The sequence below is a fragment of the Azoarcus sp. L1K30 genome (assembly GCF_018122735.1).
Lineage (GTDB): Bacteria > Pseudomonadota > Gammaproteobacteria > Burkholderiales > Rhodocyclaceae > Parazoarcus.
In genome coordinates this window covers 1,452,205-1,470,306 of record NZ_JAGRRD010000001.1, presented here as the reverse complement: position 1 = coordinate 1,470,306, position 18,102 = coordinate 1,452,205, and the positions used below count along the sequence as shown (strand labels likewise).

At 63.9% G+C, this 18,102-nt stretch carries 14 protein-coding genes; 11 read left to right on the top strand and 3 right to left on the bottom strand.

Features of this window, described 5'->3' with window-relative positions:
• The first annotated feature begins 193 nt into the window (after positions 1-193).
• The 9 genes from J5J83_RS06610 (at position 194) to pcaF (ending at position 11,867) form a co-directional block, all read left to right on the top strand.
• Positions 194-1,051: an HDOD domain-containing protein gene (locus J5J83_RS06610; protein WP_212346868.1), complete on the top strand. Its 858-nt coding sequence runs from the start codon at positions 194-196 to the stop codon at positions 1,049-1,051.
• 205 nt (positions 1,052-1,256) lie between these two features.
• A complete protein-coding gene (locus J5J83_RS06605) occupies positions 1,257-2,963 on the top strand; it encodes a methyl-accepting chemotaxis protein (RefSeq protein ID WP_249115639.1) in 1,707 nt (568 codons plus the stop codon).
• A gap of 280 nt (positions 2,964-3,243) precedes the next feature.
• Entirely contained in the window at positions 3,244-4,143 is a 900-nt protein-coding gene (locus tag J5J83_RS06600; RefSeq protein WP_212346866.1) for a YihY/virulence factor BrkB family protein, read from the top strand.
• Positions 4,144-4,411: 268 nt separating this feature from the next.
• A complete protein-coding gene (proV, locus tag J5J83_RS06595) occupies positions 4,412-5,620 on the top strand; it encodes a glycine betaine/L-proline ABC transporter ATP-binding protein ProV (RefSeq protein ID WP_212346863.1) in 1,209 nt (402 codons plus the stop codon).
• The gene (gene proW, locus J5J83_RS06590) at positions 5,617-6,792 is read left to right on the top strand and encodes a glycine betaine/L-proline ABC transporter permease ProW (RefSeq protein ID WP_212346861.1); all 1,176 of its coding nucleotides are present in this window, start codon (positions 5,617-5,619) and stop codon (positions 6,790-6,792) included. The genes proV and proW overlap by 4 nt, the downstream gene beginning before the upstream one ends.
• A 46-nt stretch (positions 6,793-6,838) precedes the next feature.
• Complete coding sequence (gene proX, locus J5J83_RS06585; protein ID WP_212346858.1) at positions 6,839-7,855, top strand: glycine betaine/L-proline ABC transporter substrate-binding protein ProX; 1,017 nt, start codon at positions 6,839-6,841, stop codon at positions 7,853-7,855.
• 416 nt (positions 7,856-8,271) lie between these two features.
• Positions 8,272-9,066 carry an enoyl-CoA hydratase-related protein gene (locus tag J5J83_RS06580; RefSeq protein ID WP_212346855.1) on the top strand — a complete coding sequence of 265 codons (795 nt, stop codon included), beginning with the start codon at positions 8,272-8,274 and terminating at the stop codon, positions 9,064-9,066.
• 33 nt (positions 9,067-9,099) lie between these two features.
• On the top strand, positions 9,100-10,620 hold the full coding sequence (locus J5J83_RS06575) for a 3-hydroxyacyl-CoA dehydrogenase (protein WP_249115638.1): 1,521 nt from the start codon (positions 9,100-9,102) through the stop codon (positions 10,618-10,620).
• A 41-nt stretch (positions 10,621-10,661) separates the two neighbouring features.
• Positions 10,662-11,867: a 3-oxoadipyl-CoA thiolase gene (pcaF, locus tag J5J83_RS06570; protein WP_212346853.1), complete on the top strand. Its 1,206-nt coding sequence runs from the start codon at positions 10,662-10,664 to the stop codon at positions 11,865-11,867.
• On the opposite strand, the gene J5J83_RS06565 is transcribed toward pcaF, so the two are convergent.
• Complete coding sequence (locus J5J83_RS06565; protein WP_212346850.1) at positions 11,868-13,310, bottom strand: putative nucleotidyltransferase substrate binding domain-containing protein; 1,443 nt, start codon at positions 13,308-13,310, stop codon at positions 11,868-11,870. It lies immediately after the preceding gene.
• Between the two features lie 176 nt (positions 13,311-13,486).
• On the opposite strand from J5J83_RS06565, the gene J5J83_RS06560 reads away from it, so the two are divergent.
• Complete coding sequence (locus J5J83_RS06560) at positions 13,487-14,479, top strand: toll/interleukin-1 receptor domain-containing protein (protein WP_249115637.1); 993 nt, start codon at positions 13,487-13,489, stop codon at positions 14,477-14,479.
• A 40-nt stretch (positions 14,480-14,519) separates the two neighbouring features.
• Here J5J83_RS06560 and J5J83_RS06555 read toward each other — a convergent pair whose 3' ends face one another.
• Together J5J83_RS06555 and J5J83_RS06550 are read right to left on the bottom strand one after the other, a co-directional pair.
• The gene (locus tag J5J83_RS06555) at positions 14,520-15,251 is read right to left on the bottom strand and encodes a hypothetical protein (protein ID WP_249115636.1); all 732 of its coding nucleotides are present in this window, start codon (positions 15,249-15,251) and stop codon (positions 14,520-14,522) included.
• A gap of 2 nt (positions 15,252-15,253) precedes the next feature.
• Positions 15,254-17,233 (bottom strand): GGDEF domain-containing protein, encoded by a 1,980-nt coding sequence (locus J5J83_RS06550; RefSeq protein WP_212346848.1) that lies wholly within the window; start codon positions 17,231-17,233, stop codon positions 15,254-15,256.
• Positions 17,234-17,354: 121 nt separating this feature from the next.
• Between J5J83_RS06550 and tadA the strand changes: the two genes are divergently transcribed.
• Positions 17,355-17,819: a tRNA adenosine(34) deaminase TadA gene (tadA, locus tag J5J83_RS06545; RefSeq protein WP_212346846.1), complete on the top strand. Its 465-nt coding sequence runs from the start codon at positions 17,355-17,357 to the stop codon at positions 17,817-17,819.
• Positions 17,820-18,102: the final 283 nt, after the last annotated feature.

Sequence of the window (18,102 nt, the reverse complement as noted above, 5' to 3'; positions counted from 1 at the left end):
ACAAATGTGCGATCTTTCTGTGGCGCAAGCCGCGGGCGCAAGCCAGGCGTATTGGTGTTTACCCCGATCGCCTGGCCGTGTCCGACAGCGCTGGAGAGACGGATTATTTGGTACATTGAAATGATCGGGGCCGTGTGCCAGCAGCGGCCCAAGGGTGAAGACAGGCAACACCGAGGCGACAGGGGAGGACACAATGAGCGAGTTCCAGCGTCAGGCCAATGCACTCACGCAAACCGTCGAAGCCGAGTTGGAGGCGCGACGGCTGGTGTTCCCGGTGTCGATGGAGGTGACCCTGCGCATCAAACGCCTGGCGGATGATCCCGATGTCGGTCTCGATCAGATCGTGGCCGTGATTCAGGCGGAGCCGGTGCTGGCAGCGAAGACGATCCGCATGGCCAACACCGTCGCGCTCAACCCCTATGGCGCACTAGTGGATTCGGTCGGTGTGGCCGTCCGCCGCATCGGTCTTGGTCCGCTGCGCAGTCTGGCGTTTGCGGTGGCGTCGGAACAGATCGCGGGCGATCATCGGTCGCCCAACATGCGTACGCTGGCGCTCGGATTGTGGCTGCGGTCGGTCGATGTTGCGTCCTGGTGTTTTGCGCTGGCCCGCAAGACGCGAGCGGCCAATCCGGATACCGCGCTGATGGCAGGCATGATGTCGTACATCGGTCAGCTTTTCCTGGTGGCGCGGGCGTCGGACTACCCCGCCATGGAACAGAACATCGACCAGTTCGCGCAGCTCGTGGACGGTCTGCACCGGCGCGTGGGGCGCGCCGTGCTGGAGGTTTTCGAGATCCCGGAAACGCTGGTCGACAGTCTCGAGGAGGAGGCGTACAGCGGCACCTGGCCGCCGGGCAAGCTCCTCCACATCGTGCAGATTGCCTCTCTGGTATCCGAATGTCCGAATCCACTCGATGGCTTGCTCGGACTGCATCCGCTGCGCGGCATCGATGCGGCAAGTGCGTTCGGGATTGATCCCGAAGACCTGAAGCCTTTGCTGCATGATTCACAGGACGAGCGCCACCAGATCCTCGATGCGGTCAGGGGGTGAGTGTTGGGTCGAAGTTCAGAATGTGTGGACAGCGGTAAGCGCAGCTCAAATGATTGGGCGAATTTATAAGCATATAAAGATATATATCTTGTCTTATATGCTCATTCTTATATAAGAATTGGTTTTTGAGTGATTGTAGCTGGCTGTGCCGAAAGCACGCTTTGCGGTGAATTCGCGAGTCGTCCAAGCCTGGTGGTTTGCGCGCATGAGTGGATTGACGTCACCTGGCGCGTTCAAGCTGCCTCACCGTCACCGTTTGTTCCTAAAAGGGATGTATATGTTCAAAGGTCTCACGTTAAGGACCAGAATTGCGTCGCTCGTCCTTGCGGCGTTTATCGGAATTGCACTGACTAGCGTATTTGGTGCGCTTGAAGTGAGACAAGCCCTCATGGAAGGGCGCAAGGAGCAGATTGCTTCGATCGTTCAATCGGCCGAGCAGCTGGTAGCAGGATTCCACGACCAGGTCGGCAAGGGCGAGTTGAGCGAGGCAGAGGCGAAGCGGCAGGCGCTCAAGTCCTTGAGCAGCATGCGATATGGTGACGGAAAGTCGGAATACCTTTACGTGTATAACACTTCAGGTATTACCGAGATGCACCCCATCCGCACGGAATGGGCGGGAAAAAACGTCGTCGAGGATGTCCGGGACGGCCAGGGGCGTTATGCCATCAAGGATATGCTCGCGGTCGCGAAGGCGAACGGAATGGGATTCGTCGAGACGTCGTTTCCGAGACCGGGCACGAAGGTTGCGGTCGATAAGCTTCAATATGTCATGGTGTTCCAACCATGGCAGTGGATGATCGGAACAGGCGTCTATGTCGATGACGTGGATCAGGCGTTTTTGCAGCTCCTGGTCCGCGACGCGGGCATTGGTGCTGCCATCATGGCATTCATTGTCGGGTTCGGATTTCTGATCGCGCGATCGATATTGCGCCAGATCGGTGGCGAGCCTTCCGAAGCGATGGCGCTAATGGAGCGCGCGGCAAGCGGTGACCTGACGGTGGAGGTCGGGCGGGTTGCAGAAGGCAGCATGCTGGCGGGGCTTGCCCAAATGCTCCGGGCATTCCGCGAAATGATTGCGAAAATCTCGGATGGTGCAGTCAGGATGTCGGAAGCCGTGGCAGAGATTACGCACTCTTCTGATCAGGTGGCGATTGCGGCGCATCGCCAGGCCGACTCGACATCGGCAATGGCCGCTGCCATTGAGCAGATGACGGTGTCGATCACGCATATATCCGATAGTGCACTGGATACCGAGCGCGATTCGAATGCGGCGTCCGACATGGCATCGAGCGGCGAGGAAAAGGTGGCCAGCGCGACGGGTGAGATGCATCAGATCAGTCAGTCCGTGGTGAATGCCGCGGAACAATTGCGTACGCTTGAGAGTCGGACCAACGAAATTTCGTCGATCGCGAATGTTATCAAGGAGATTGCGGCACAAACGAACCTCTTGGCCCTGAATGCCGCGATCGAAGCTGCACGCGCCGGAGAACAGGGGCGAGGGTTTGCCGTCGTGGCTGACGAGGTCCGAAAGCTCGCTGAAAGGACGTCTCGGGCCACCGAAGAGATTGGTGGAATGATTGGCGCCATTCAGGGAGATACCGCGCAGGCGGTCGGAACCATGGACAGGGTGCTGCCCCAGGTTGAACATGGCGTCGCCCTGGCTCAGGATGCGGCGCAGTCACTGCGGGACATTCGGGCAGGGGCGGGTGCCATGGTGCTGAGGATTCGCGAGGTTGCGCTTGCGACGAGGGAGCAGAGCACTGCAAGTACCGCAATCGCGCAGCAGGTCGAGAGTATTGCCCAGATGGTCGAGGAGACTGGCGCGTCAATGCAAGCGACGGCGGAGTCGGCCCATATGCTTGACGGCGTGGCAGCTGAACTGCGCGCATCCGTCGCTCGCTTCAGGCATTGATGCGAGGCAGTTGAGCGGTTCAGGCATCGAGCAATGCCCGGTACTGCACGTGTTGCGGTGGCGGGCATTTTTTCGGAAGTGAGGCACGCATGCTCGCATCCGGCCTCTCGGCGTGCTCGAAATCGCCGCGTCGCACAGCCATTCGCTCACGGGCTTTTTCGATCGGGCGGTCACATCGTCGATCTCGTCATCCAAGCTGCATGGGTCGAACGAATCAGAAAATCTGCACGATGAGTTGCAGGGTCGCCGCAAATGGTCTGATGAAATGGAGGCTTGTGCGATGAACGGATGGATCAGGTACTTGATTGGCCTCGTGCGGAATACGGTACGCATCTGGCTCGATGCGCAGGTTTTCATTCACGCCGCGGCGCTAGCATTTTTCACCGTCTTCTCCATCGCGCCGGTGGTGATCGTGGCGGTCAGCATTGTTGCGCTGGTGCTTGGCGAAAGTGCGGCTCAAGGTCAGATCGCCCAGCAACTCCAGGCGGCGATCGGTCCCGAGGCGGCCGCTGCGGTGCAGACTGCTGTGGAGGGCAGCCGCGTGGAACACAGTGGATTGCTGCCCACGGTGGCCGGCATCGGGGCGATGCTCTTCGGTGCCACTACCGTCTTTGCGCAGATGCAGAACGCGCTGAACGCAATCTGGGGGGTGGCACCACGCCCTTCGCGCAGCAGTCTGCTGATTTTCATCAAGGGACGCCTGCTGTCGCTCACCGTGGTGCTCGGGATTGGTTTCGTGCTGCTGGTGTCCCTCGTGCTCGGTGCGCTCGTGCAGGGCGTCGTGGCGTTTGCGCAGGATTGGTTGCCAGTCCCAGGGGTTGTATTGCTCGTGCTTGACGGCGTTGTATCGCTGGTCGTCGTCACCCTGCTTTTTGCCACCATCTTTCGCGTGTTGCCCGACGTCGTCCTTGCCTGGCGCGATGTCTGGCTGGGGGCAGTGGTGACGGCGCTTCTGTTCGGATTTGGACGAACGCTGATCGCACATTACCTGTCGACGACGGCGACCACATCGACCTACGGCGCCGCGGGGTCCCTGGTGTTATTGCTGATGTGGGTCAACTACTCCTCGCTGATCCTGCTGCTCGGCGCTGCGTTTACGCGTGCGAACGTGCAGGCTCGGGGTCTCGAGATACGACCGCGCGCAACTGCAGTTCGCGTGGAGCGCGCCGTAATGCAGTAGTCCGGCGCTCGGTCCGCAATGGCGCTGACGATCGGGGGTAGGAAACGCAATTGCCGAAAATATATTTGGACAAAATTGTATGTTACAATTTCAGTCCAAAAACAGTCATTGCTGGCGAAACGGATGCGCCTCCCTATTGCGTGTCCCATCCTGCGGCCCAGCGTAACTGGATGAGGCCTTGTGTGGTCCCGGCAGTTCATGCTGCCGGCTTCGATCCGGGTTTGTCCTTTGCGTTTATCCTCCGTGTCGCGGCGCCAGCGCCCATTCGATGCAGGCAAAACTCGTTGTAAAGAATCTGTACAAGGTCTTCGGGGAGCGTCCCCGCGAGGCCATGAAACTGGTTGAAGAAGGGCTGGACAAGGCCGAGATCTTTTCCAGGACTGGCCAGACGCTCGGTGTGAAAAACGCATCGTTCGAAGTGTATGAAGGCGAGATCTTCGTCGTCATGGGGCTGTCGGGTTCGGGCAAGTCCACCCTGGTGCGGCTGCTGAATCGGTTGATTGAACCTACGGCGGGACAGGTCGTCGTCGATGGCCGCGACATCGCCAGGATGAGCGACACGGAACTGCGCGAGTTCCGGCGCAAGCACATGAGCATGGTGTTCCAGTCCTTCGCGCTGATGCCGCACCTGAGCGTGCTCGAGAACACCGCCTTCGGACTGATGCTGGCCGGCGAGGCGGAGCGCATCAGGAACGCACGGGCCATGACCGCGCTCGAGCAGGTCGGGCTGGCGCAGTGGGCATCGAGCTATCCGGATGAGCTGTCGGGCGGCATGCAGCAGCGCGTCGGACTGGCGCGGGCATTGGCCAACGATCCGTCCGTGTTGTTGATGGACGAGGCCTTTTCCGCGCTCGACCCGCTGATTCGCGCCGAGATGCAGGATGAACTGGTCAAGCTGCAGGCCGGACAGAAGCGCACCATCATCTTCATTTCGCACGATCTGGACGAGGCCATCCGCATCGGCGACCGCATTGCGATCATGGAAGGCGGGAACGTGGTTCAGGTAGGCACCGCCGAAGAGATTCTGCGCAATCCCGCCAACGATTACGTGAAGTCCTTCTTTCGCGGTGTCGACGCCACTTCCATCCTGTCCGCCGCCGATATTGCGCGCCGCACCCAGATTAACATCATCGACCACGCCGGCATGGGCGTGCGCAGCGCACTCGAACGCCTGCGCACCCATGATCGCGAGTTCGGTTACGTGGTGAGCCCGGACCAGAAGTTGATGGGCGTGGTGTCGGTGGATTCGCTCAAGAGCGCCGCTGCCACAAGTGACGACCCGAAACTGCGCGATGCCTTCCTGCCCGACATCCATGTGATCGCGCAGGAGCAATGCATCGCGGAACTCTACGAGCCGCTGACGCGCCACCCCTACGGCTTGCCGGTTGTCGATGACAAGGGTCGATACCGTGGTTCGATTACCCGCAACATGATGCTGGAATTCCTCCATCAACAAACTGCGGAGGCGAGCCAATGAGCGAACACAGCAACGCGAACCCCGCCGTCGCCGACGCGCAGGCACCGGCAGCCAATCCATGGGCAACGGGTGGCGACACGCCAGTGGCGACACCTGCCGGCAATCCCTGGGCGGCGCCGGATGCCGTGTCCTCCGGGCGTGCCGATGCCCCGGCGATGCCTGTCGGCGACAGTGCGAACGACTGGCTGGCGCAATCCGCGGCACCGACAGACGTCCCCGCGCCATCCTTCGACTGGTCCCGTCCCTTTGACAACGCGGTGATTCCGCTCGACGACTGGGTCGACAGCGGCCTGACCTGGACGGTGGATCACTTTCGTCCCGCCTTCCAGGCCATACGCGTGCCGATCGATGCCACGCTCACCGGCATCGAACACGGGCTGCTGGCGGTACCGCCATTGCTGATGATCGCGCTGCTGGGATTGATCGCCTGGCAGGCCAGCGGCCGGCGCCTGGCGATCGGATCGGTGCTGTCGCTGCTGCTGATCGGCTTCATCGGCGCCTGGAGCGAAGCCATGGTCACGCTCGCGCTGGTGCTGACATCGGTGGCGTTCTGCATGGTCATCGGGTTGCCGTTGGGCATCATGATGGCGCGCAGCGACCGCATGGAGGCGTTTGCGCGACCGCTGCTCGACGCCATGCAGACGACGCCGGCCTTCGTCTACCTGGTGCCGGTGGTGATGCTGTTTGGCATCGGCAACGTCCCCGGTGTGGTCGTGACCATCGTGTTTGCGCTGCCGCCGCTGATCCGGCTGACCAACCTCGGCATCCGGCAGGTGCGGGCCGATCTCATCGAGGCTTCGCGAGCGTTCGGTGCGTCGCCCTGGCAGATGCTGACCAAGGTGCAGTTGCCGCTGGCCATGCCCACCATCATGGCCGGCATTAACCAGACCCTGATGCTGGCGCTGTCGATGGTCGTCATCGCCTCGATGATCGCCGTGGGCGGTCTGGGGCAGATGGTGTTGCGCGGTATCGGTCGCCTCGACATGGGGCTGGCAACGGTTGGCGGGCTCGGCATCGTGATCCTGGCCATCATGCTCGACCGCATCACCCAGGCAATGGCGCGTCCCGGGCGTAAGGCCGGACGCTGGTACGAATCGGGTCCCCTCGGTCTGCTGTTCGCCTTGCGCCGCAGCCGGACCACCAGTACCACCGAATCGGCGAAAGCGGCCTAGGTTCGCTGCCTGCTTTCGCCTGCAAACCTTCAATGAGGAGCAACAGATGCAAAAGAGAAATTTCCTGAAGCAGATCCTGGGTGGCGTCGCCATCGCGCTGGCCACGGCCGCACCGATTCACGCCATTGCGGCGGACATGCCGGGTGCCGGGGTCAAGGTGCAGCCGATCAAGAGTTCGATTGCCGAGGAAACCTTTCAGACCCTGCTGGTGATGCATGCGCTCAAGGATCTGGGCTACGACGTGCAGCCGATCAAGGAGATCGAATATGCCGCGGGCCATATCGCGCTCGGCAATGGCGACGCCACCTTCATGGCCGATCACTGGAATCCGCTGCATGTTGATTTTTACGAGAAGGCCGGTGGCGATGCCAAGCTGTATCGCGAGGGCGTGTATTCCGGCGGCGCGCTGCAGGGCTACCTGATCGACAAGGCCACCGCCGACAAGTACAAGATCACGCGTATCGACCAGCTCAAGGATCCGGCCATCGCCAAGCTGTTCGACACCGATGGCGACGGCAAGGCCGATCTGGCCGGATGCAACCCCGGCTGGGGCTGCGAAAAGGTCATCGAACATCATCTTGACGCCTACGGCCTGCGCGATCATGTGACCCACAAGCAGGGCTCGTATGCTGCAATCATTGCCGACACCATTGCCCGCCACAAGCAGGGTGAGCCGATCTTCTACTACACGTGGACGCCTTACTGGGTGAGCGGCGTGCTGGTGCCGGGCAAGGATGTCACCTGGTTGCAGGTGCCGTTCTCGTCGCTGCCGGGTGAGCGCAAAGATGTGGATACCTCGCTGCCGGATGGATCGAACTATGGCTTCCAGGCCAACAATCAGCACATCGTGGCCAATCGCGCCTGGGCGGAGGCGAATCCAGCCGCAGCCAAGCTGTTCGCAATCATGAAGTTGTCGAACAACGACATCAGTGCGCAGAACAAGCGCATGCGTGACGGCGAGAACAAGGCTGCCGACATCGAACGTCATGTCAATGCCTGGATCAAGGGCCATGCAGCCACCTACAAGGGCTGGCTGGACCAGGCACGCGCTGCCGCCAAATAACACCGTCTGCATCAGGAAGAACGGCGACCCCTGGTCGCTGTTTTTTCATTATTAGCCCGGCAATCAATTAGATGACGAAAGGTTGAGTTCAGCACGGTCGCTCCCTCCCCTTCAAGGGGAGGGTTGGGGTGGGGATGGGTTCTCCGACTGCCGCAGTAACCCATCCCCCTCCCAACCGGTAGTCTCGGCAATGCCTCGCCGCTACGCCGGCAGCGAGCAGTGCTCGCCGAAACCCCGGCTACGCCCCCCTTGAAGGGGGAGGAGCTCTGTTCTTGCCCTTTCCTTGAACATACAAGGGGAAGGAACCTGCTATTGAGGTTCGGGGGCCTCAGTTTGGCGCCCTCCATCTCTCGCCTGTTCAATTGCCGGGTCAATACGCGCCCGCAACAAGACCATTCTTATCACGGAGCGGAGACATGAACGAAACTAACTATGCGGCGCCCGAGGGCCTGATCGTCAACGGACCGGAGGCCGGTGTGCTCGAGATCCGGCTGAACCGGCCCGAGGCGCGCAATGCGCTGTCCACGCCGGTGCTGCGCGGCATCGTCGGGCTGCTGGAGCGGGCCGAGACTGATGATGGCGTGCGCTGCGTGGTCCTTACCGGCGGTGACACCGTTTTCGCCGCGGGTGCGGATCTGGCCGAGATGGCCTCGAAGGACATGCAGGCAGTCCTGCTCGAAGAGCGCCCGCGCCTGTTTGCCGCCATCGGGCGTTTCCCCAAGCCGGTGATCGGTGCCGTCTGTGGCTACGCGCTGGGTGGCGGCTGCGAGCTGGTGATGCACGCCGACATCATCGTCGCCGGTGAATCGGCGCAGTTCGGCCAGCCCGAAATCAATCTCGGCATCATCCCCGGTGCGGGCGGCACGCAACGCCTGACACGTGCAGTCGGCAAGTCGCTGGCGATGAAAATGGTGCTCGCGGGCGAGTTCATCCCCGCGCGTGAAGCCCTTGCCGCCGGCCTGGTGGCCGAAGTGACCGCGGACGACGCGTGCATCGGTCGTGCGCACGAACTGGCGCGCAAGATCGCAGGCAAGGCGCCGCTGGCGGTCCGCCTGGCCAAGGATGCCGTGCTGCAGGCGTTCGAGACGCCGCTGGCGGCGGGCATGGTGCTCGAACGGCGCAATTTCGTCGTGCTCGCGGGTACCGATGACCGTAACGAAGGCGTGAATGCCTTCCTCGAAAAACGCAAACCGGTGTGGAAAGGGCGCTGAACTTCACGCTCGCCCCACCGGCAGGAGCCTGACTTGAATCCGGATTGTCCTGTACTAACGCTCGGCATCGTCGGTGCCGGGCTGATGGGGCGGGGTATCGCCCAGATCGCCGCCATCGGCGGCATCGAAGTACGCCTCTTCGACACCCGCGCGGATGCACCGCGCGAAGCCATTGCCGCCATCGAGCCGATGCTCGCGAAGCTGGTGTCCAAGGGCAGCCTGAGCGCGGATGACGCGGCGGCTGCACGGCAGCGCCTGCGCCCTGCCGCCACGCTGGCCGAGCTCGAGGGCTGCGACGCGGTGGTCGAGGCCATCATCGAGAACCTCGAAGCGAAGCGTGCGCTGATGCGCGAGCTCGAGGCCGTGGTCGGTGAGCACTGCATCCTGGCGACCAATACCTCGTCGCTGTCGGTGACCGCGATTGCGGCCGCTTGCGCCCACCCGGCGCGCGTGGCGGGGCTGCATTTCTTCAGTCCGGTGCCCTTGATGAAGATCGTCGAGGTCATCGACGGCGCGCGCACCCGTCCCGATGTGTGCGAGCGGCTGCTGGCGCTTGCCCGGCAGATGGGCCATGCGCCGGTGCGGGCGCAGGACACGCCGGGCTTCATCGTCAACCACGCCGGCCGTGCCTACCTTACCGAAGGACTGCGCATTCTCGGTGAGGGTGTCGCAGACGTGGTCACGCTCGACCGCATCCTGCGCGAAGCCGCGGGTTTCCGCATGGGGCCGTGCGAGCTGCTCGACCTGACCGGGCTCGATGTGTCGCATCCGGTGATGGAGTCGATCCACGACCAGTATTACCAGGAACCGCGCTACCGGCCCTCGCCGATCACACGGCAACGGCTGGCGGCGGGCCTGTTGGGGCGCAAGAGCGGGCAGGGCTTCTACGTCTATCGCGACGGCGCCGCGGTGGTGGCACCCGAAGCGCCCGCGCCGGATGCGCGCCCGGCCCGGGTGTTTCTCGCGATCGGGGATGAAGGCGAGCGTGAGCGTCTGAGTGCACTGGTGATCCGCCTGGGCGGAACGCTGGATGCGGGCGCGCAGCCCGCCGACGATGCCTTGTGCATGGTGGCGCCGTGGGGCGAGGATGCGACCAGCGCCTGCCTGGCTGCGGGTCTGGACCCGAGGCGAACCGTCGCAATCGATCTGCTGCCCGATCTCGGGCGCCGCCGCACGCTGATGCGCACGCCGCTCACCGATGCCGCGATGGTCGACGCCGCACGCGGCCTGTTCGGCGCCGACGGCGTGGCCGTCTCGGTCATTCACGACAGTCCCGGCTTCGTCACCCAGCGTGTGCTGGCGATGATCGTCAATCTCGGTTGCGACATCGCCCAGCAGCGCATTGCCTCGCCACAGGACATCGATACCGCGGTGCGGCTCGGTCTGGGCTATCCGGCCGGTCCGCTGGCAATGGGCGACGCCATCGGCGCTGCGCGGGTGCTCGAGATTCTCGACCGCATGCAGGCCTATACCCGCGATCCGCGCTATCGCCCGAGTCCGTGGCTGATCCGCCGGGCGCGGCTGGGCGTGTCACTGCTCACGCCCGAAGGCTGATCCGCACGCGCTCTTCCGATTTACCCAACCTGAGGTTTTCCATGGCCGACGCATTCGTCTGCGACGCCGTCCGCACGCCCATCGGGCGCTACGGCGGCGCACTTTCTTCCGTCCGCCCCGACGATCTGGCGGCGATTCCGTTGTCGGCGCTGCTGGCGCGAAACCCCGGCGTGGACCCGGCCGCGATCGAGGAACTCGTGCTCGGCTGTGCCAACCAGGCGGGCGAGGACAACCGCAACGTGGCGCGCATGTCGCTGCTGCTGGCGGGCTACCCGGTGACGGTGCCGGGGAGCACGATCAACCGCCTGTGCGGGTCCGGCATGGATGCGGTGTCCTTCATCGCGCGATCGATCCGCGCCGGGGAAATCGACATGGGCGTGGCTGGCGGTGTGGAGTCGATGTCGCGCGCGCCCTTCGTCGTACCCAAGGCCGACACCGCGTTCGGCCGCAGCAGCTCGATCGAGGACACGACCATTGGCTGGCGCCTCGTCAATAAGCTGATGAAGGCGCGTTACGGTATCGATTCGATGCCGCAGACGGCGGACAACGTGGCCGCGCAGTTCGGCATTGCACGTGCCGACCAGGACGCCTTCGCGCTGCGCAGCCAGCAGCGCTGGAAGAAGGCCTTCGATGCCGGGTTGTTTGCCGACGAGATCGTTGCAGTGGACGTGCCGCGCAAGAAAGGCGAGGTGGTGCGGGTGGTGGCGGACGAGCATCCCCGCCCCGACACCACGCTCGACGCCCTGGCCCGGCTCAAGGGCATCAATGGTCCGGATCTGTCGGTGACGGCAGGCAATGCGTCCGGGGTCAATGATGGCGCCTGCGCGCTGCTGATCGCCTCCGAAGCGGCGGCGGCACGCCACGGACTGACGCCGCGCGCACGCATCGTCGCCACCGCCACGGCCGGGGTCGAACCGCGCATCATGGGCATCGGACCGCTGCCGGCGACGCAGAAGCTGCTGGCGAAGACCGGGCTGCACATCGATCAGATCGACCTCATCGAGCTCAACGAGGCCTTTGCCAGTCAGGCGCTTGCCACCCTGCGCGGACTGGGATTGGCGGACGACGCGGCACATGTGAATCCCAATGGCGGCGCCATCGCGCTGGGTCACCCTCTGGGCATGAGCGGGGCCCGCCTGGTCACCACCGCCACCTGGCAGCTGCAGCGCAGCGGCGGGCGCTACGCGGTGTGCACCATGTGCATCGGTGTCGGTCAGGGCATTGCGCTGCTGCTCGAGCGGGTGTGATCAGTTGCGCAGCAGCTGCAGGCTGAAGTGATGCTTGATGAAGCCCTGGAAGCGCGCAACACCTTCGAAGGCGAGCTTGAGCTCGCCTTTTTCCATCGCGTTGAGCTGCTCGAGCGAGATGTAGTTGCTCGGTTCCGTGCCGGCGTGCAGGGCTTCGACATGGCCGCGCAGACGTAGTCTGACCATGAAGTCGAAGGCTGCGCGCAGATCGGCCGCGTCGGCCTCCTTCATCACCTTGGCCGCGACCAGTGCCTCGATGCGGTCATGTGTGCTGCCATCGAGCGCACGTGCCTGTATCGCCAGCGCCTTGATGCCGTCGGTGATGGCGAAGATGCCCGCCTTCTTGATGTCGAGTTTGCCGCGGTGGGGGCCTGATTTCTCCACCTTGATACGACCCAGCCAGCTCAGCGGCGGCAGAAAGCGCGTCATGTTCTGCGCCATGCGCATCAGGAAGCCCTGGTCCTGGCTCATGGTGCGGAAAGCCTGCTCCCGCAGCGCCTGCACCAGTTCGTCGGGGCCATACAGCGTGCGCAGGTCCATGAACATGCTGCCGGTCATCACATGCTCCGGCGTGGGCGTGGTCAGCCAGCGATTCAGCGTCTGCTTCCACTCCGACAGGCTGTGCCGCCACGCGGCGTTCTTGGCCATGATGCCGCCGGGGCAGGGCGGCACGCCGATCGCAATCAGGGTATCGATCAGCTCGACCGAGAAGGCTTCCAGGCGTGCGAGTTCGTCCGCGCTCAGGTCGTCAGCGTAGACGATGGCGTTGTCCTGATCGGTCGACAGCGTCTGTTCGCTGCGGCCCTCGCTGCCCATCACGACAAAAGCGAAGCGGTCGGTCAGATCGGGATATTTCTCTGCGCGCAGCAGGCCGATGAGACGGATCAGGACCTGATCGTTGAGGTTCGCGATCAGTTTGACCAGATCACGGATCGCGATGCCGGTGCCGCTCATGTGCACCACCAGTTGCTGGATGCGGTGGTGCAGATGGCGCAGATCGTCAATCGAGCCCGCCTTCTCGATATCGAGCACGAGCTGGTGCGGCGAGTGCGCCTGCAGGCGCAGGATGTCGGTGTCGGTGATGATGCCGGTCAGGCGACCGGTGTCATCGACCACCACGAGGCGGTGGATCTTCTGCTTCGACATGCGGTACAGCGCCTCGTACAGCACGTCGCGCTCGGCAATCGTCGACAGCGGGGTGTGCATGACGTCAGCCACGGTGAGCGCGGCCGGATCCCGGGCCTGGGCCACGACCTTGTTGCGCAGGTCGCGATCGGTGAAGATCCCGTGCGGCATGTCGTCACGCACGACCACGATGCTGGAGATGTTCCTGCTGCGCATGATGCCGACCGCGTCGACCAGTCTGTCGCCCGCCGCGCAGGTCACGACATCGCGCTGGCAGAAGTCGCGGACGGCACGGAAAAACGGGTTGTCGTCGGCCATGTGCAGGGGGTCTCCGGGTGGGATGAGCGCTGGAAAAGGCATTATAACCACGCTGAAGTCAATGGCATCCCGAGCCCGCATGACGGTACATCCGGCGTTCGCGTTGGCAACACCGGCAGCCGCGTGCTTCAATCAGCTTGCAGGGCGCCCGATCGTGCGCGGTTTGCAGGAGCCCGATGATGGTGCATGTATTCGTTTCCTATCGTCGCGACGACAGCGCGGGCCATGCAGGCAGGCTTGCGGATGCACTGGAGCAGCGCTTTGGTGCCGATTCGGTGTTCCGTGATGTCGACGACATCGTCCCCGGTGAAGACTTTGCGCGCGTCATCGACGCGAGGCTGGCGCAAGTGGACTGGGTGTTGGTGCTGATCGGGCCGCGGTGGCTCGACGCCGACAGCAGCGGCCTGCGGCGACTGGACCGCGCCGACGATTTCGTCCGTCGCGAGATTGAATCCGCGCTGGCGGCAGGCAAGCCTGTCGTGCCGGTACTGGTCGGCGGCGCGCAGATGCCGGAGGCGACGCTGCTGCCGGCATCCATCCGGGCGCTCGCTTCGCGCCAGGAGGTGGACCTGCGTGATGCGTCGTGGCGCGCAGACCTCGCCAGCTTGGCTCAAGTGCTGCAGGGCGAGAATCGATCTGCAGCTGGTAGCGCCAACGCCTGGGGCCTGGCGGCACTGTCGGCCAGGGTCGCGCGCATGGGCCGCCATGGACTGAGACTTGGCCTTGGCCTCGGCGTCGTCGTGCTGCTGGCCGTTCTGCTCGCCTGGCTTGCGTTGCGAAGCGGCGTCGACGGTGGGCAGGACGGCATTGCCGGGGAGTGGTCGGGGCAGGTGGAATACCCATGGGGGGTGAATCAGCTGGAACGCTTCAGGTTCAGCGTCGACGGCACACGGCTCGGCGGCACGGCCGGGTTTCTGGGGGTGCCACGTGCGATCGAGTCCGGCCGCCTGGAAAATGGCAGCCTGCGTTTCATGACACGCAGCACGGCCCGCCTGGGGGCGTCCGACGTGAGCGAGCTGGAGCATCACTATTGGGGGACGGTGGACGGGCCCCTCATTCACTTCCGGATGCAGTCGGGGAGCGTGTCCACCGGGGTCGCGGAGATCGAGTTCACGGTGGGGCGTGCCGGTCCAGACGCGCCCACCGGCGGCGGCGAGTCGAAGCCCTGAGCATCGCACGTCGGCCGCGCCCGGACGGCAGGGGTCGTCGTCAAAGACTGCGGGTGTCGATCCAGAAGATCCGGCCCCCGCGGCGTTCGACCTCATCGACCATGTGTGCGGTGCCACCCGGGCCGTCGCCTTTCGCGCCGTTCCACAGACAGATGAAGGCGAGCCGGTCGATGCCGAAAGCCAGCGCGGTGTTCAGCAGCCATAGATTGCAGCGCGCAAACGGGTTGTCGGCGGGAAGCGACGATAGAGGCAAGGCCGGGGCCGGTTCTTCGTTCAGCACCTGGGGAGGTGCGGCGAGATGGGTGCGGAGGTGTCGGTATCTCGCGGCCCAACGTTCTCCGTCAGTCGCGGGCAGAATCGACTGGCGGACAAACTCGGGCTCTGGCAGCGGGAGCATCAGTTGCAGGCGCACGCCGCGTGCGTGGCAGGCCTCGAGGAAGAGGATGTCGCCCCCGCTGGCGCCCTGGGTCAGCGCGAGGTCTTCAGGGCCGGCCTGCAACTGATCGAGGACATCGCCAATGCGCTGTGCGGCGGCGGTCTCCATCGATTTTGGAAAGCGCGGTGGTTGACGCCCGGGTGCATCGGCCAGATGTCCGCTGAAAAGCAGGACCTTGCGCGGAACGAAATCGCGGCGGCCATCGGCCATCGCTTCGTCGATGACGGACGGCGCGGCCCTCGATGTGGCAGGCGGCTCGCCGGACTGGGCGGCGGCTTCGGCGCCTGCCTGCGAAAGCTGCTTCTGCCCGGAGGCGGGAAGGGATCGCGTTGTCATGCTTACTCGGCCTCGCGCACGCTGCCGCCGCGGAAAACGCGAATCGTATTGCGCCCGGCCTGTTTTGCATCGTACATGGCCTGATCGGCCTCACGTATCAGCCCCCCGGCATTCTGCGCCTGGCCGACGAAACTCGTGATGCCGATACTGGGCGTGCTGCGATGGGCCTGTCCGGCAATGACGTAGGGCTCATCGAGCGCGGTGAGAATCTTCGTCGCGATCTGTTGCGCTCTTTCCAGCGCGCCGTCGTCTGTGGTGCCGAGGTTCTCGAGCATGACCAGAAACTCGTCGCCACCGAGGCGGGCGACGGTGTCCGCTTCGCGCACCGACTCGCGCAGACGGTGCGCGACCTCGCACAGGATCAGGTCTCCGGTCTCGTGGCCGAAGTGGTCGTTGATGGCCTTGAAATTGTCGAGGTCGACGAACAGGATCGCGCCGCGCTGCTTGCTGCGTTCGCTCGCCAGCATGGCTTGCCGCAGCCTGTCGTCGAGCAGACGGCGGTTCGGCAGGGCGGTGAGCGGGTCGTAGAAGGCGAGATCGCGCAAGGCGTTCTCTGCCAGCTTGCGCTCGGTGACGTCGAGAATCACGCCGTCCACCCACAGTGCACGCCCCTTATCATCGAACACCCCCCGTCCGCGCTCGGTCACCCAGCGCACCGTCCGGTCGTGCTGACGGATGCGGTATTCCATTTCGTAGGGTTCGTGCCGGTCCAGCGCGGCGCGCACCGTGGCGTCCACCCGGGCAAGGTCGTCCGCATGGATGAAGTGGCCGAAGGCCATCCCGTCGTCGAGGAAGGCCTCGGCAGGCTCTCCCGTCAGCGTTGCGATGTTTCTGCTGACATGGTCGAAACGCCTTGGCAGTTTGGGTTCGGCGCGGAAGACCGTTCCCGGCACGTTGTCGACCAGGTTCAGATAGCGATCCCGGCTCTGGGTGATCGATCGGGCCGCAGCCTGCATGCGCGCAATGTGGCGGGCGTTGGTCAGCATCACGACGAACAGCAGGAAATTGAGCGCGGCGCCGCCGAACAGGATCATCAAGGGCTGCACGCTGGTGGTTGCAGCCTCGTATTCGGGCCGGCTTTCGAAGCGAAGGGTCCACAGACGACCGCCGATCACCGCCGTGTTGAAGATGACGTAGCTGGGGCGGCGGCGCGTGTCGATCGTACTGTACAGGAGGTTTTCCGGCTGTGCGGGGCCGTCATACAGCTCGATTTCGGTGTCCAGGTTGCCGCTGGCGAAGATGCCCCGCATCAGGTCATGGGCGCGGAAAGGGCTGTAGACGAAGCCGAGCAGGGCGGCGCGGCGCTCCGCCATGGTCGTGAGGGGGGCGTGATTGCGATACACCGGCAGGTAGATCAGGAAGCCGGGCTGCACATCCACATCGGTTTCCTGCACCAGCGTGACGCGCGCGCTCATCGCGGCCTCACCGGTGTCGCGCGCGCGCTCCATCGCTTCGCGTCGCACCGGGTCCGAAAACATGTCGTAGCCCACTGCGCGCTGATTGCGCTCGTTCAAGGGTTCGAGATAGGCAATCGGCGTATAGGCATCCCGATCGCCTGCGGGGACGACGTCGTACGCCGGGTGCCCGCTCGCCCGCATCGACCGGATGTGCGCGTCCTTCTCGTTCGGGCGCACGAAAGCCGCAAAACCGGTGCCCAGAATGCCCGGCAGGTTCTCGTCCAGGTCGAGCTGGCTGACATAGATGTGCCACTCGTCGGGGGTGACCACATCGCTGGCGGCGAATAGCCCGCGCGCCCCGAGCAGCACCTGCTGGTAGGCATGCATGCGCGCCACCAGGGTGGCGGTTTCCTTCTCGATGCGATACTTGAATCGCTCCTGCCCCCGCTGCTTGAAAGCGCCATTGGCGTAGGACCAGAAGGCGACGGTGAGCACGAGCGAAACACAGAGGACGACCCAGGCATAGATTTCCCGGTCAAAGAAGTAACGCGGCCTTTCCTTCGGCGCGGTCTGGTCGGCCGGCATGGTCTCTGATGGCTCCTGTCCACTCGCAGCGGTGTCCGCATCGCGAGTCTTTCACGATTCGAGGCGCTTTGCCATAGCGGCACTCGGGTACACTGGACGACATTGTTGAGTGTTGATCGCTATGAACGACGAAGATTTCATGCGCCTGGCCATGGAACAGGCCAGGGAAGCGGGCGCCTGCAGCGAAGTGCCGGTCGGCGCCATCGTGGTGCTGAACGGGGAAATCGTTGGACGGGGGTTCAATCAGCCCATCCTGCGCCATGATCCGACCGCCCATGCGGAGATCATGGCCCTGCGCGATGCCGGCGAGCGCCTGGGCAACTACCGTCTGCCCGGCTGCGAGTTGTACGTGACTCTGGAGCCGTGCGCGATGTGCTCGGGCGCCATCATGCACGCACGCATCGCGCGCGTAGTATTCGGCGCCCGCGACCCCAAGACCGGCGTGGCAGGTAGCGTGGTCGACCTGTTCGCCGAACCCCGCCTGAATCACCACGCAACGGTGGAGGGCGGCGTGCTGGCAGACGAATGCGGCGGCATGCTGTCGTCGTTCTTCGCGTCGAGGCGTAGCAGGACATTGATCGCGTAAGGCTGGGCTTGGTGATGCTGCGGGACTGAGATAGTTGAACCTGTCTTCAATCAGGCGAGGACAATTCGATTGCGATGCCGCGACTCCAGTCCAGAGTACGTTCCGGGAACGGCGGCTGATCGAGTCCGGAGGCGCTTCCCGCTTGTATTCTTAAGGAAGGGGACGGAACGGAGCCCCTCCCCCTTCAAGGGGGAGGCTGGGAGGGGGATGGGTTTCAGGGAGTAGAGCTCCGAGCAGAAGTAGTAGAGAAGTATGGACTCGTGAGGGGATGGGGTTCACGTGC